Origin of the sequence: Allokutzneria sp. NRRL B-24872 (assembly GCF_002155965.1) — a bacterium.
Lineage (GTDB): Bacteria > Actinomycetota > Actinomycetes > Mycobacteriales > Pseudonocardiaceae > Allokutzneria.
The window spans coordinates 13,755-25,840 of record NZ_MUMH01000003.1 but is presented as its reverse complement, the minus strand read 5'-3'; the positions used below and the strand labels follow the sequence as shown (position 1 = coordinate 25,840).

Annotated in this window: 16 protein-coding genes and 1 tRNA gene; 7 read left to right on the top strand and 10 right to left on the bottom strand. The window is 69.1% G+C overall.

Annotated features, from left to right (window positions below; all coding sequences use genetic code 11):
• Positions 1 to 3: 3 nt before the first annotated feature.
• Positions 4 to 948: a glycosyltransferase family 2 protein gene (locus CCN37_RS00515; protein WP_246842737.1), complete on the bottom strand. Its 945-nt coding sequence runs from the start codon at positions 946 to 948 to the stop codon at positions 4 to 6.
• Between the two features lie 111 nt (positions 949 to 1,059).
• Here CCN37_RS00515 and msrA point away from each other — a divergent pair, with 111 nt between their 5' ends.
• From msrA to CCN37_RS00500, 3 genes are read left to right on the top strand one after another with little or no spacing between them, the layout of a single operon-like run.
• The gene (gene msrA / locus CCN37_RS00510; protein ID WP_371503567.1) at positions 1,060 to 1,587 is read left to right on the top strand and encodes a peptide-methionine (S)-S-oxide reductase MsrA; all 528 of its coding nucleotides are present in this window, start codon (positions 1,060 to 1,062) and stop codon (positions 1,585 to 1,587) included.
• Between the two features lie 59 nt (positions 1,588 to 1,646).
• Positions 1,647 to 1,958 (top strand): type II toxin-antitoxin system Phd/YefM family antitoxin, encoded by a 312-nt coding sequence (locus CCN37_RS00505; protein ID WP_086818594.1) that lies wholly within the window; start codon positions 1,647 to 1,649, stop codon positions 1,956 to 1,958.
• Positions 1,959 to 2,480, top strand: coding sequence for a type II toxin-antitoxin system RelE/ParE family toxin (locus tag CCN37_RS00500; protein ID WP_086818593.1), 522 nt, complete (start codon positions 1,959 to 1,961; stop codon positions 2,478 to 2,480).
• Positions 2,481 to 2,486: 6 nt separating this feature from the next.
• Here CCN37_RS00500 and CCN37_RS00495 read toward each other — a convergent pair whose 3' ends face one another.
• The 5 genes from CCN37_RS00495 to CCN37_RS00475 form a co-directional block, all read right to left on the bottom strand.
• Positions 2,487 to 2,816, bottom strand: a complete 330-nt coding sequence (locus tag CCN37_RS00495) for a hypothetical protein (RefSeq protein WP_210407812.1) — start codon at positions 2,814 to 2,816, stop codon at positions 2,487 to 2,489.
• A gap of 26 nt (positions 2,817 to 2,842) precedes the next feature.
• Complete coding sequence (locus tag CCN37_RS00490; RefSeq protein WP_086818591.1) at positions 2,843 to 3,301, bottom strand: hypothetical protein; 459 nt, start codon at positions 3,299 to 3,301, stop codon at positions 2,843 to 2,845.
• Positions 3,302 to 3,406: 105 nt separating this feature from the next.
• Positions 3,407 to 4,027, bottom strand: coding sequence for a LysE family transporter (locus CCN37_RS00485; protein WP_086818590.1), 621 nt, complete (start codon positions 4,025 to 4,027; stop codon positions 3,407 to 3,409).
• A gap of 150 nt (positions 4,028 to 4,177) precedes the next feature.
• Complete coding sequence (locus CCN37_RS00480; RefSeq protein ID WP_086818589.1) at positions 4,178 to 4,786, bottom strand: lytic polysaccharide monooxygenase; 609 nt, start codon at positions 4,784 to 4,786, stop codon at positions 4,178 to 4,180.
• 180 nt (positions 4,787 to 4,966) lie between these two features.
• A complete protein-coding gene (locus CCN37_RS00475; protein ID WP_086818588.1) occupies positions 4,967 to 5,746 on the bottom strand; it encodes an alpha/beta fold hydrolase in 780 nt (259 codons plus the stop codon).
• Between the two features lie 27 nt (positions 5,747 to 5,773).
• Here CCN37_RS00475 and CCN37_RS00470 point away from each other — a divergent pair, with 27 nt between their 5' ends.
• Positions 5,774 to 6,181 carry an NUDIX domain-containing protein gene (locus CCN37_RS00470; RefSeq protein ID WP_086818619.1) on the top strand — a complete coding sequence of 136 codons (408 nt, stop codon included), beginning with the start codon at positions 5,774 to 5,776 and terminating at the stop codon, positions 6,179 to 6,181.
• 83 nt (positions 6,182 to 6,264) lie between these two features.
• The gene (locus CCN37_RS00465) at positions 6,265 to 7,734 is read left to right on the top strand and encodes a chitinase (RefSeq protein ID WP_246842736.1); all 1,470 of its coding nucleotides are present in this window, start codon (positions 6,265 to 6,267) and stop codon (positions 7,732 to 7,734) included.
• A 4-nt stretch (positions 7,735 to 7,738) separates the two neighbouring features.
• Here CCN37_RS00465 and CCN37_RS00460 read toward each other — a convergent pair whose 3' ends face one another.
• Positions 7,739 to 8,923 (bottom strand): SGNH/GDSL hydrolase family protein, encoded by a 1,185-nt coding sequence (locus CCN37_RS00460; RefSeq protein ID WP_143261340.1) that lies wholly within the window; start codon positions 8,921 to 8,923, stop codon positions 7,739 to 7,741.
• Positions 8,924 to 9,030: 107 nt separating this feature from the next.
• Here CCN37_RS00460 and CCN37_RS00455 point away from each other — a divergent pair, with 107 nt between their 5' ends.
• Positions 9,031 to 9,816 carry a crotonase/enoyl-CoA hydratase family protein gene (locus tag CCN37_RS00455; RefSeq protein WP_086818585.1) on the top strand — a complete coding sequence of 262 codons (786 nt, stop codon included), beginning with the start codon at positions 9,031 to 9,033 and terminating at the stop codon, positions 9,814 to 9,816.
• On the opposite strand, the gene CCN37_RS00450 is transcribed toward CCN37_RS00455, so the two are convergent.
• The 3 genes from CCN37_RS00450 to CCN37_RS00440 all read right to left on the bottom strand — a co-directional run bounded on the left by CCN37_RS00450 (position 9,803) and on the right by CCN37_RS00440 (position 11,167).
• Entirely contained in the window at positions 9,803 to 10,216 is a 414-nt protein-coding gene (locus CCN37_RS00450; protein ID WP_086818584.1) for a PPOX class F420-dependent oxidoreductase, read from the bottom strand. The two genes, CCN37_RS00455 and CCN37_RS00450, sit on opposite strands and share 14 nt — an antisense overlap.
• Before the next feature lie 58 nt (positions 10,217 to 10,274).
• Positions 10,275 to 10,346 (bottom strand) — tRNA-Gly (locus tag CCN37_RS00445).
• Between the two features lie 77 nt (positions 10,347 to 10,423).
• Positions 10,424 to 11,167: an alpha/beta fold hydrolase gene (locus tag CCN37_RS00440; protein ID WP_086818583.1), complete on the bottom strand. Its 744-nt coding sequence runs from the start codon at positions 11,165 to 11,167 to the stop codon at positions 10,424 to 10,426.
• Between the two features lie 52 nt (positions 11,168 to 11,219).
• Between CCN37_RS00440 and CCN37_RS00435 the strand changes: the two genes are divergently transcribed.
• The gene (locus tag CCN37_RS00435; RefSeq protein ID WP_086818582.1) at positions 11,220 to 11,903 is read left to right on the top strand and encodes a TetR/AcrR family transcriptional regulator C-terminal domain-containing protein; all 684 of its coding nucleotides are present in this window, start codon (positions 11,220 to 11,222) and stop codon (positions 11,901 to 11,903) included.
• Positions 11,904 to 12,086 lie beyond the last annotated feature (183 nt).

Here is a 12,086-nt window from a genome sequence, read left to right as displayed (position 1 = left end):
CAGCTAGCGATCCGCGTCCGAGGTGCGGTCGACGACGTAGCGCTCGACCTCCTCGCTCTGGAGAGTTCGCGCCAGCACCAGTTCCGCGATCAGCCCGAGCCCCACCAGCTGCACGGCCAGGATCTCCAGCAGCACGCCCAGCGTGAGCAGCGGGCGCGTGCCGATCGACTGGTCCGTGAAGACCCAGACCCCGGTCAGGTAGAGCAGGATCAGGGTCCCCACAAGCCCCGACAGCGCGCCCAGCCCGCCGAAGAGGTGGCCAGGCCTGCGCCCGTACCTGGTCAGCGCCACCACCGTGAGCAGGTCCAGTGCTCCGCGCAGATAGCGCTCGAAGCCGTACTTCGACCGCCCGTGCTCGCGCGCCCGGTGGTGCACCGCCTCCTCACCGACCCGGAAGCCCATCGCGTGCGCCAGCGCGGGCACGTAGCGGTGCAGCTCGCCGTGGATCGGGATCGTGGTGAACACCTCGCGGCGCCCCGCCTTCAGACCGCAGTTGTGGTCCCGCAGCCGCAGTCCGGTCACCGAGCCCGTGATCGTGTTGAAGAACTTCGACGGCAGCCGCTTCGACAACGGGTCCTTGCGGTCCTTCTTGTGCCCGCTGACCAGGTCCGTGCCGTCGTCGAGGCGCGCGACGAGCCTCGGCACCTCCGCCGGGTCGTCCTGGAGGTCCGCGTCCATCGTCACCAGCAGCTCGCCCCTGGCCTCCCGGATCGCCACCGCCAGCGCCGCCGCCTTGCCCATGTTGCAGCGCAGCCGCAGCGCGCGGACCCGCTCGTCCGCCTCGGCCAGCTCCGACATCACCCGCCAGCTCTTGTCCGTGCTGCCGTCGTCGACGAACACGACCTCCCAGTCGAAACCGGGGTCGAGGCTCTCGTGCAGCTGGCGGACGAGTTCGGCGATGGTGTCCTGTTCATCCTTGGCGGGGACGAGGACGGACAGGGTCGGCACGCGGAGGATTCTGCACGTTAACCGCAGTCCCGGCGCGCGTACCCTGGAACCGTGACCGCGACGCACGCCGTTTTCGTCAACCGGACCATCCAGCCGCCCTTCCCCGAGGGCATGCAGACGGCCGTTTTCGGCTTGGGCTGCTTCTGGGGCGCCGAGCGCCTGTTCTGGCAGACCCCCGGCGTCTGGACCACCGCCGTCGGCTACGCGGGTGGGCGCACCGACTCACCCACTTACGAGCAGGTCTGCGCAGGCATCACCGGCCACGCCGAGGTCGTCCTCGTCGTGTTCGACCCCGCCCAGATCTCCTACGAGTCGCTGCTCCGCGTCTTCTGGGAGGGCCACGACCCCACGCAGGGCATGCGCCAGGGCAACGACATCGGCACCCAGTACCGCTCCGCCGCCTACTACACCTCCGACGCCCAGAAGGCCGTCGTCGAGGCCAGCCGCGACGAGTACCAGAAGTCCCTGAGCGCCGCCGGCTACGGCCCCATCACCACCGAGATCGCGCCGCTGCGGGAGTTCCACTACGCCGAGGGCTACCACCAGCAGTACCTCTCCGATGCCAAGAACCCCAACGGCTACTGCGGCCTCGGCGGCACCGGCGTCTCCTGCCCCGTCGGCCTGGGCGTCGCGGAGTAAGCGGCGCCGCACTGCCTCACATCTGGACAATCTGTACAGTTTTCTGTATAGATTGAGTCATGGGTGCTTTGACGGATGCTCGTGAGCTCACGGTGACCGAGGCGACCAAGCGCGGCGTGGCTGGCTTGGTCGCGGATGCCGAGCACGGTGAAGCGCTGGTGGTGACCCGTCGCCACCGTCCCGTGGCCGCCGTGGTCAGCGTCCGTCGTCTGGCCGAGCTTGAGGAAGCGGCGGCGGATCTCCGGGATCTGGCGCTCGTCCTCGCTCGCTCCGCGACTGATTCCGGACGCCGCACCTCGCTGGACGACGTCTTGCTCGCCTTCGGGCACACGCGGGAATCGCTTGCTGCGACGGAGGACGACGAGCAGTAGATGGTCGAGGTCGCTTTTGCTGACGCCGCTATCGACGACCTGCGTCGACTCGGTCCGGACGTGGTGCCCGAGGTCCTCAAGAAGATCTTGATCCTGCTGGACGACCCCGAGGCCGGGCACCCGCTCGGCGGGAAGCTCACCGGCTTCCGCAAGCTGGTGGTCGGTCGCAATCACTGGCGCATCGTGTACCGCCTCGCAGAGGACGGGTCGATCGAGATCTGCGAGATCTGGTGCGTCGGCGCCCGATCGGATTCCGAGGTGTACGCGGAGGCGACGTCGCGGGTCGCCGAGGCGCCCGCGCCGAGCCCTGCACTCCAGCGACTCGCCGATGTGATCGCGAAGCTGGGGCGCCTGGCGGGCGATGTGGTGGTCGCGCCCGAGCCGCAGGGCGAACCCGTTCCGGATTGGCTGGCCCAGCGCCTGGTTCACACGGCGGGTGTCCCCCCGGAGAAGGTGGCCGCCCTGGACCTCGAACAAGCAGTGGACCTCTGGACGACGTTCATCAGCAGTCCCAAGGAATGAGCGGGCTCACTCGGTGATCTTCGGATGGCCCGGTCCCGCGACCACCAACCACACGGTGCTGGTCTCCTGGTCGGGGCAGTACCAGATCCGGCCGCCCGCAGTGACCTCGTACTGCCACTGCTCCAGGGTGCGTCCTCGGATCTCGTGGTGCTTCAACGAACCTTTCAGCCGCTGCTGCCGAGCCCTGTTCTCTGGGGTGGTCGGTCGCTCGGTGAGGACGACCCAGGCCTCCCACGTGTTCGAGCGGGCGGTGCGACACAGCTCTTCCCAGCCCTTCGCGGCTTCGGACGTCGCGAAGCGGACTTCCCAACCTCCGGGCCGTCCGGGTGGTGCCACCCGATCTCCCTTGCGCGGTGGCACGTTCAGGACTCCGAGGGGTCTGGCACCGGGCCGAAGTCTCCGTCAAGGGGCTCACTGAGCTGTCTGACCAGAGCCGGGTCGGTGTGGATGACCGCGGTCGTGCGCCACTCGTGCAGCGTCTCGGTGAGCAGCGACCACCGGCCCATCTCGGCACACGCGCGGAACGCCCGGACGAAGTCCTCGACGAACTCCCGACGGTCGGCCTGCGGCAGCACCGAGATCCACGGGAACTCCTCCAGAAGCGCGTCGGCGAGCGCATCGGGGGAGACGTGTCCGAGCAACCCGCGCAGGGCACGGGAAGCGATGACGGCGCCCTCGCTCGCGCTTCCCGCGCGGTCTTCCCGCGTCAGGAGCAGGGCAGCACCATCCCGGCGCCGCACCCGTACATCGCCCTCATCGGCGAGTGCGGCGACACTCTTGGGGTCGCGCTGCAACTCGCTCCACTGCACCTCGGTTCCCACGGCTCAATTCTGAACTTTTTCAGAAGACTCCGCAACTGGGGTTCGGGACCTGGGCGAGGCCGAGCGTTCCTGATCGACCTCGCCCAGGTCCGGGCGGATGCTCAGTCAGCCGGACAACAGCGTTGCGACGGCGAGGCCCGCGATCACCGCACTGGAGACCAGCGCGGTCACCGAGCGACCGCGCCGCCCGGTGAGGCGGCCGAGGACGGTGCCACCACCGGCGAGCACCAGTTGCCAGCTCGCCGACGCGACGAATGCGGCGAGCACGAACACTAAGTCCCCCAACGGTCCTAGGGATGAGGTGCCTTGCCGACCGAGCACGAGGGCGCCGAAGTAGACGATCGTCAGCGGGTTGAGCAGTGTCAGCCCCAAGAAGCCGAGGAACGCCCGAAGCGGTGTCGTCGGTCGGGTGTCGGGCTGGCCTGGCGGGGCGCGGTGCTGCCACAGCGCCATCACCGCCGTGCGCGCCGCGAGTCCCAGGAGGACGGCTGCGGCGAGCCAGCGGAGCGGGACGGCGACGGGCTGGACGACCCCGGCGAGCGCGGCTCCGCCCAACACCGCCACCAGAGCGAACAAGCCGTCTGCGGTGGCGACGCCGAGCGCGGCGGCCGCGCCGACGCGGAACGAGGTCCTCGCGCTCAGGCTCATGATCAAGGCCGCGATGGCCCCCACCGGGACGGCGATGCCGTACCCGGCGAGCAGGCCCGCGACCAGGACCTCGGTCACGACCTTCGCGGATGGTCGTGACCGAGGCCCCGGAACGCCTGCTGTCGCCGCACACCAACCGCTGGAGCGGAAGTCTGCGCGCGAGGCATACGGGTTTCAGTCACGCCGCGAAGTGTGCGGCACGACCTCCATCCCGCCAAACGAATTTACTCAGCCGAAATTGACGTCCGCGCAGGAGTAGAACGCGTTCGCCGTGTCGTGGACGTCCCACACCGCGTAGATCAAATGCCGACCGGACTTCCCGGAAGGCAGTTGCGCGGAGTGCGAGTACGTCGTCGGAGGCTGTTGTCCGCCGTAGTCGACGGTCTTGAACGGGCTCAGTTCGAGTGAGTCCCGAGTCAGCGGCTGCGACGGGTTCCAGCCGTTCTTGGTGACGTAGTAATGGAACTTGGTGGTGCGGTGTGGAGCGGTGAACGTCCAGGTGAACTGGTAGTTCGAGCCGCTGGCCAGCGTCGGGGCCGGCCAGGTCCCGCCGCGCGGGTCGTCGAGCTGCTTGAAGCTCGCGTTGCCCGCGCTGCACAGGCTCCCATTCGCGGGACCCGCGCTCGGGAAACCCTTCGGGCCTTCGACGCTCTGCGGTTCCCATTGGACGGGGCCGCAGTTCTGGGCCACGCCGAGCTTGCAGTTGTAACTGCGGCTCGCCGGGCTCTGGGTGTATCCGTGCGCATTCGCAGTGCCCGCGGTGACCAGGCTGAGTGAAACAGGGATAAGGCCGAACAGGGCGACCCCGACTGCCCGCTTGAAGTGCTTGCTGAGCATTTCTGCCCCTCTCCGGCGGCGGAGCGCTTTCGATGGTGGCATTCAGTCGGAGAGAGCGGACAGCGCCGGGTGGGGGAACATCCGCCGCCGTTCGGGGGCCACTTTGGTCTAGACCTCGGGGCTGGCTGGCCCACTACGATCGGACCGAGATGTCCCTTTCCCGGCCATCGGCGGCCGCGACTAGATCTCGCTGAGGAAGTGCGCCAGCGCGCCGTTGACCTGCTCGGGAGCGGTCAGCGGGGTCGCGTGCGCACCGCCTTCGATGGGCACCACGCCGAAGCAGTACCGCAGCGCCTCGCTCAGCTCCTCGGCCTCCTGCGCGCCGAACAACGGGTCTGCGGTGCCGTACATGACCACTGCGGGACAACGGATGTGGCGCAGCCGCTCGCTGATGTCCTCGCGCTCCAACAGGCACGTCGCGGGCTCGGCGATCAGTTCGCGGTCGCGGTCGCGCCACTTCGCGATCCAGCGCGCGTTCTCGCCGGGCTCGTTGATGGTCAGCGCGGCGAAAACCGTTGTCAGCTCGTCGATCGGCCCCTCGGTGAACCACCTTCCGAACATCTGGCCGTAGAACTCCCGCGCTCGCGGTGACTCCTCGCCGGGGAGCGCGCTGATCAGCGCGAGCGCGACGATCCGGTCGGGGGCGAGCAGTGCCGCGCGCACCGAGGTCAGACCACCTTCGGCGACGCCGACCAGCGCGGCCTGCTCGATCTCCAGGTGGTCGAGCAGGCCGAGGCAGTCGCGTGCCTGGTCCCAGTAGGTGAAGGGGCGCCCGTCGGACTCGGTCAGCCCGTGCCCGCGCGCGTCCCACGTGATCACCCGGAACTCGCGGTCCAGCTCCTGCTGGGCGGCGAACATCTCGTGGTCCATCAGGATTCCGTGCGAGAACACCAGGGCGAGGCCGTCGCCGCCGCTGTCCTGGTAGTGCACCCGCTGCCCGTTGATCTCCGCGAAAGGCATGTCGCGCAGCCTGGCACAGTGGCCCGCGTGGGATTCATCGACCGGGTCGCCTTGCTGAACATCCGTGCCGGACAGGTGCTCACCGCGCGCTCCACTGGCGTCGACGTGTTCTACCTCCCCGGCGGTAAGCGCGAGCCGGGGGAGTCCGATGTGGACACTCTGCGGCGCGAGGTGCTGGAGGAGTTGGGCGTCCACCTGCGAGCCGAAACCGCTGAGCGCTTCGGGGTCTTCGAGTCGCAGGCACACGGTTTCCCGACCGGAGTGCTCGTGCGAACCGCTTGCTACACAGCGCAGTTCAGTGGCGAGCCGGCTCCGCACGGCGAGATCGCGGAGCTGCGGTGGATCGGTCCCGCAGGGCGTGACCTGCTCTCCGTCGCAGACGGGAAGATCATGGACGCGCTGGTCGCATCGGGGCTGATGTGGTCTAGACCTTGACAGCGCAGAGTGTGGTCTAGTCCACTCATGTGAACACTCCGCCGCCGCAGAGGATGCGCAGCCGTGCGCCGGTGGGAGGAAAAGTGGCTCGACGAGTCCTGTTCGCTCGGGTTGCCGCGCTGGCAACCCTGTTGCTGGGCGCGACCTTCCTCGCGGTGGTCCCGGCGTACGCGGGATCGGTCACCGCGACCTTCGCGAAGCAGAGCAGCTGGGACGGCGGCTACACCGCCCAGGTCACCGTGCGCAACGACTCCGGGAGCGCGGTGAACGGCTGGAAGGTCGAGCTAGACCTGCCGCAGGGCAGCGTCGGCGCGTACTGGGACGCCTTGCAGACCAACCAGAACGGGCGCTACGCGTTCACCAACCGCGAGTACAACGGCGCGGTCCCGGTCGGCGGCAGCGTCACCTTCGGCTTCAACGCCACCGGGAACGGCTCGCCCGCGAACTGCCGGATCAACGGAAACCCCTGTGAGGGCAGCACGACGCCGACCACCACGACCACCCCGCCGCCGACGACAACGACCTCCGTCGTCCAGCCGCCAGCCGGGGACAAGGTGCTGGTCGGATACCTGCACGCGAGCTTCGCCAACGGCTCCGGCTACGTGCGGATGAAGGACGTGCCCAACGAGTGGGGCATCATCCAGCTCGCCTTCGCCGAGCCCACCTCGGTCACCTCGGGCGAGCTGCGCTTCTCGCTGTGCCCGGTCGCGGAGTGCCCGAACGTGGAGAGCGAGGCGGAGTTCATCGCGGGCATCAGGCAGAAGCAGGCCCAGGGCAAGAAGGTCCTGATCTCCATCGGCGGGCAGAACGGCCAGGTCCAGCTCACCACGACGGCCGCGCGCGACGCCTTCGTCCGCTCGGTCAGCGCGATCATCGACAAGTACGGCCTCAACGGGCTGGACATCGACTTCGAGGGGCACTCGCTCTACCTGGACTCCGGCGACACCGACTTCAAGAACCCGAAGACGCCGGTGATCGTCAACCTGATCTCCGCGCTGAAGACGCTGAAGGCCAAGTACGGCAGCGCTTTCACGCTCACCATGGCTCCGGAGACCTTCTTCGTCCAGCTCGGCTACCAGCACTACGGCGGCCAGGGCGGCGCCGACAACCGCGCGGGCTCCTACCTCCCGGTGATCCACGCGATGCGCGGTGACCTGACCCTGCTGCACGTGCAGCAGTACAACTCCGGCCCGATCATGGCCCCGGACAACCAGTACAAGCAGATGCCGAGCGTGGACTTCCACGTGGCCATGGGTGACATGGTGCTCGGCGGCTTCCCGGTGCGCGGCGACGCCAACAACGTCTTCCAAGGACTGCGCCAGGACCAGGTCGCGCTCGGACTGCCCGCGAGCGTCAACGCGGGCAACGGGCACACCCCGGTCGCCGCCGTGCACAAGGTGCTCGACTGCCTGATGAAGGGCCAGAACTGCGAGTCCTACAAGCCGCGCGGGACCTACCCGGGCCTGCGCGGACTGATGAGCTGGTCGATCAACTGGGACCGGTTCAACGGCGGCGAGTTCTCCCGCGAGCACTACGCCTACCTCAACCGGTGAAGCCCTAGAGCTTCGCCAGGTCGACGGCCTTGCCCATCGCTTCGTAGCCGGTGTTGTTGGGGTGCAACCAGTCGGTGGTGGAGTGGGTGGCCCGCATCTTCTGCGGGTCACCCGGGTCGCGCATGACCGCGTCGAAGTCCACCACCGCGTCGAATGCCCCGCTGGTCCTGACCCACGCGTTCACGTCGGTCCTGGTCTTCTCCAGCGCCTCGCTCCACTTGTTGGAACCCTTGAACGGCAACAGGGTTCCGCCGAGCACGCGAACGCCCTTGGCCCGCGCGGCGTCGATGATCTTGCGGTAGCCGGCGGTCAGCTCGGCGGCGGTGGGCGGAGTGCCCGCGCGGCGGATGTCGTTGATGCCCTCCAACAGGATCACCGTGCGCACCCCGGTCCGCTGGAGCACGTCCCACCGCACGCGGGTGATCGCGGCCTGCCCGTTCGCACCGTCCTTGAGCACCATGTTGCCGCCGATGCCCGCGTTGAGGACTCCGCGCTGTTGGTTGGCGGGCAAGGAGAGCAGCCGCCGAGCCAGCACGTCGGGGTAGCGGTGGTTGCCGTAGGTCGAGCCCGCGCCGTCGGTGATCGAGTCGCCGAGAGTGGCGACGCTGCGGCTTGCGCTCGGGGACTGCACGTCGAGCGCGGTCATGAAGTACCAGGAGCCGGTCTTCTTGGTGAACGCCGCGCCGGAGGTGTCGGCGGCGTGATCGGCGGAGTCCGTCGCGATGAACGAGTCCTGCTTGGCGGAGCGGTGGTAGGTGACCTGCTTAGGTGAAGCTGTCACGTGGATGCTCACCAGCACGTCCGCGCCGGGGGAGACCGCCATGGCGAGCGGGTCGCTGAGCACCTCGCCGCCCGCCGGGATGCTGACCGCGCGCTTGCCGCCGAAGCTGAGGCTCTTCGGGGCCTGGTTCGCGGCCGGACCACCGCCGAGCGAGGCCGTCACGTGCCCGATCGCCGCGGCCTTCTCGCCGTAGCGGTTGGACAGCCGCAGCCGGACCTGCGAGCCGCCGACGCTGATGTGCGCGGCGGAGCGCACGGTGTAGCTGGGCACGGTGATGTCCGTGGTGGTGCTCGTCATCATCGACGTGGTCCACGAGCCGACCCAGGCCTGTGCCGCCGTGGCGGAGCCGGGCAGGAGCAGGCTGACGATCACCGCGAACGCCGTGACGAACGATCTCCGAGCGCGCATGCCGAGACTGTTCCGCAGCCCGTCGCGGACGGTCAATCCTCGATCAGTTGCTCTACGGGACTGACCGGGATAACGTCCGATACTCGCCAGTAACCTGGAGGTTGTTCATGTCGGGGACGGGACTGATCACCACGGAGCGCAGGGGCCGGGTGCTGCTGATCGGCTTCAACCGGGCCGACAAGCGCAACGCCTTCACCTCGACGATGCTCGCCGAGCTGGCCACGGCCTACACCGAGCTGGAGCGCGACCCCGAGCTGTGGGCTGGCGTCGTCTTCGCGCACGGCGAGCACTTCACGGCGGGCCTGGACCTCGCCGAGGTGGCGCCCAAGATCGTCGACGCCGGGTTCCCGCTGCCCGAGGGCTCGACCGACCCGTGGGGCACGCAGGGGCAGCCCAGGACCAAGCCCGTCGTGGTCGCCGTGCAGGGCTGGGTGCTCACGCTGGGCATCGAGCTGCTGCTGGCCTCCGACATCCGCATCGCGGCCGAGGACTCGCGCTTCGCGCAGATCGAGATCAAGCGCGGCATCTACCCGTTCGGCGGCGCGACCATCCGCTTCCCACAGGTCGCGGGCTGGGGCAACGCCATGCGCTGGCTGCTCACCGGCGACGAGTTCGACGCGGCCGAGGCACTGCGCATCGGACTCGTCCAGGAGGTCGTCGCGCCCGGCGAGCAGCTGAACCGCGCGATCGAGCTGGCCGAGCGCATCTGTGAGCAGGCCCCGCTCGGCGTCCAGGCCACGATCACCTCCGCCCGCACCGCCGCCACCGAGGGCGAGGCCGCGGCGATCGCCAACCTGGTGCCCGGCCTCATGAAGCTCATGGGCACCGACGACGCCAAGGAAGGCGTCATGTCCTTCGTAGAGCGTCGAAAGGCCAACTTCACCGGCCGCTGAGCGAGGGACCTGCCTCCGTCAAGGTGATCCGCAGCAGCACGCGCTCCTCGGCGACCATCGCGGCCCGGTAGTCGTCCCAGTCGGAGTGTTCGCCGTTGACGGAGCGGTAGTAGTCGACCAGTCCGTCCATGGCCTCGGGCAGTTCGACGATCTCCACTGCGCCGCTGACCTGGACCCAACGCCCGAAGAACCCGTCCGGCAGCACGCACAGCCATGCGCGCGGATCTCTCCTGAGGTTGCGCGTCTTCGCGGCCGCGGTGCGGGTGCTCACCACCACGCGCCCGTCCGCGTCCACCCCGGCGAGCACCGGCGACATCTGCGGCGTGCCGTCGCGCCGCATCGTGGCCAGCACCGCCCGGTGCTGTTCCCGGACAACGCCCAACGCCGCTTCGAGGTCCATCCGGACATGATAAAAGCCGAGGGTCTTCGACGAAGTTGTCGAAGACCCTCGGCTTGCGAGCGGATGACGGGATTCGAACCCGCGACCCTCACCTTGGCAAGGTGATGCGCTACCACTGCGCTACATCCGCATTTCCAACCGACTTGGTGTCCGGCTGATGTCAGGAACTCTAACGGATGCGGGAAGCGAGATTCCAGCGGGGGTCGGCTACCGCGACTTGTCCACGAACGTCGAGATGGCCTCGGCGAGGCGGGCGGGGACCTTCACGTCGGCGGAGTGGCCCTGTTTGTGCAGCACAACGCGGTCAGCTCGGGGGAGCGCGCGTTCGAGCGCGTCGAGTCGCCGAGCCAGGTGCGCGGGGCTGCGGTCTCCGCCGACGAGCAGGGTCGGCACGGCCACGCGGGAGTACTCGTCGAGGCGGGCGCCGAGCCGGTCGATGGCTTCGAGGTCGTCGATCTGGTGCGGGACGAGCGCTCGGTACGGCGGAGCCAGCGCGACGACCTTGCCGATGAGCCACGCCTGCCATGCGGGCAGTTGGACGGTGTCGCGCATGAAGATCGTCAGCGCGCGGCCCGGCTTGCCCTCGGCCAGCGCGGCGCGTGCGCGGGTGAGGGCCGCGCCCCCGAGAGGCGGGCCGAGCACGATGGGCGCCTCGTAGATCACCGCCGCGGTGAACCGCGCCGGAGCCGCGACGAGTGCTTCGAGCGCGACGATCCCGCCGGAGGAGTGCCCGTAGACGACGAGCGGCCCTTCGACGTCCTCGGCCAGCGCCAGGACGTCCTCGACCTCCTCGGCGATCGAGCACGGCGCGTTGCCTGGCTTCAGCTCCGGCCGGTACTGGCGGCGGCGCATGGTCAGCACGCGGAACCGCCCGGCCAGGTGTTCGGCGAGCTTCGCGGTCCGGGTGCCGTCGTCCAGGCCCGGGCCGATGAGCAGGATCGTCTTGTCCATGGCTCCTCCTTAGCGCTGCTAAGCTAACTTAGCGATGCTAAGGTGGCAACCGATGAGCGCGACGAAAAGGCCCGGGCTGACCCGGGAGGTCCTGATCGAGACGGCACTGCGGCTGCTGGACGAGGTCGGGCTGGACGGGCTGACCGTGCGGAGGCTGGCCGCGGAGCTGGGCGTCCAGTCGCCCGCCCTGTACTGGCACGTCAAGAACAAGCAGGAACTGCTCGACGGCATGGCGGACGCGATCGTCCTGGCCGCCGGGATGGGGCCGCCGCGCGAGGACGAGAGCTGGCAGGACTGGCTGCTCCGCCGGTGCCGCTCCTATCGCCGTTCGCTGCTGGCCCACCGCGACGGCGCGCGCGTCGTGTCCGGCTCGGCCGCCCTCAGCGCGGAGACGATCCGGCTGTTCAACGACGAGCTGACGGCGATGGTCGGGCGCGGGTTCACTCCGGTACTGGCGCTGCGCACGATCACGGCGGCCTCGCAGTTCATCAACGGCTTCGCGCTCCAGGAGCAGTCCGCCGCCGACCGGGGAGCGCCGGACGCGGACGACCGGCTCGGCGGGCTCGCGCAGCTGGTGCCGGGCGGGATGCGGTCGGCGCTGGTCACGGCGCTCGGCGAGGGCGGGAGCGCGGGCGGTGACGAGGCGTTCGAGCACGGCCTGCGGGTGCTGGTCGACGGCACGGCCGCCGCGTTGGCCCGCGACGAGTTGCGCGCGGTGGATGTTGCTGGTCAGTGATCGACTTTTGGTTTTTGCCTCACCCGCACGTGCCAACCGGGGCTGCTCGCGGGACAATCCCCGCGTGATGCTCACCGCTCGCAGCCGTTTGCCCGGAGGTTCGGTGCACACCAGTTTCACCCGCGGGGCCTACGCGCGTCGCGGTACCGTTACAGACACAGAGCGCTCGGTGAGTCGTGGCAC

Excerpts from the sequence above, each read along its gene's own strand:
- msrA (WP_371503567.1), top strand. The coding sequence starts at position 1,060 with ATGCAGACGGCCGTTTTCGGCTTGGGCTGCTTCTGGGGCGCCGAGCGC.
- CCN37_RS00505 (WP_086818594.1), top strand. The coding sequence starts at position 1,647 with ATGGGTGCTTTGACGGATGCTCGTGAGCTCACGGTGACCGAGGCGACC.
- CCN37_RS00500 (WP_086818593.1), top strand. The coding sequence starts at position 1,959 with ATGGTCGAGGTCGCTTTTGCTGACGCCGCTATCGACGACCTGCGTCGA.
- CCN37_RS00480 (WP_086818589.1), bottom strand. The coding sequence starts at position 4,786 with ATGCTCAGCAAGCACTTCAAGCGGGCAGTCGGGGTCGCCCTGTTCGGC.
- CCN37_RS00475 (WP_086818588.1), bottom strand. The coding sequence starts at position 5,746 with ATGCCTTTCGCGGAGATCAACGGGCAGCGGGTGCACTACCAGGACAGC.
- CCN37_RS00460 (WP_143261340.1), bottom strand. The coding sequence starts at position 8,923 with ATGCGCGCTCGGAGATCGTTCGTCACGGCGTTCGCGGTGATCGTCAGC.
- CCN37_RS00455 (WP_086818585.1), top strand. The coding sequence starts at position 9,031 with ATGTCGGGGACGGGACTGATCACCACGGAGCGCAGGGGCCGGGTGCTG.
- CCN37_RS00450 (WP_086818584.1), bottom strand. The coding sequence starts at position 10,216 with ATGGACCTCGAAGCGGCGTTGGGCGTTGTCCGGGAACAGCACCGGGCG.
- CCN37_RS00440 (WP_086818583.1), bottom strand. The coding sequence starts at position 11,167 with ATGGACAAGACGATCCTGCTCATCGGCCCGGGCCTGGACGACGGCACC.
- CCN37_RS00435 (WP_086818582.1), top strand. The coding sequence starts at position 11,220 with ATGAGCGCGACGAAAAGGCCCGGGCTGACCCGGGAGGTCCTGATCGAG.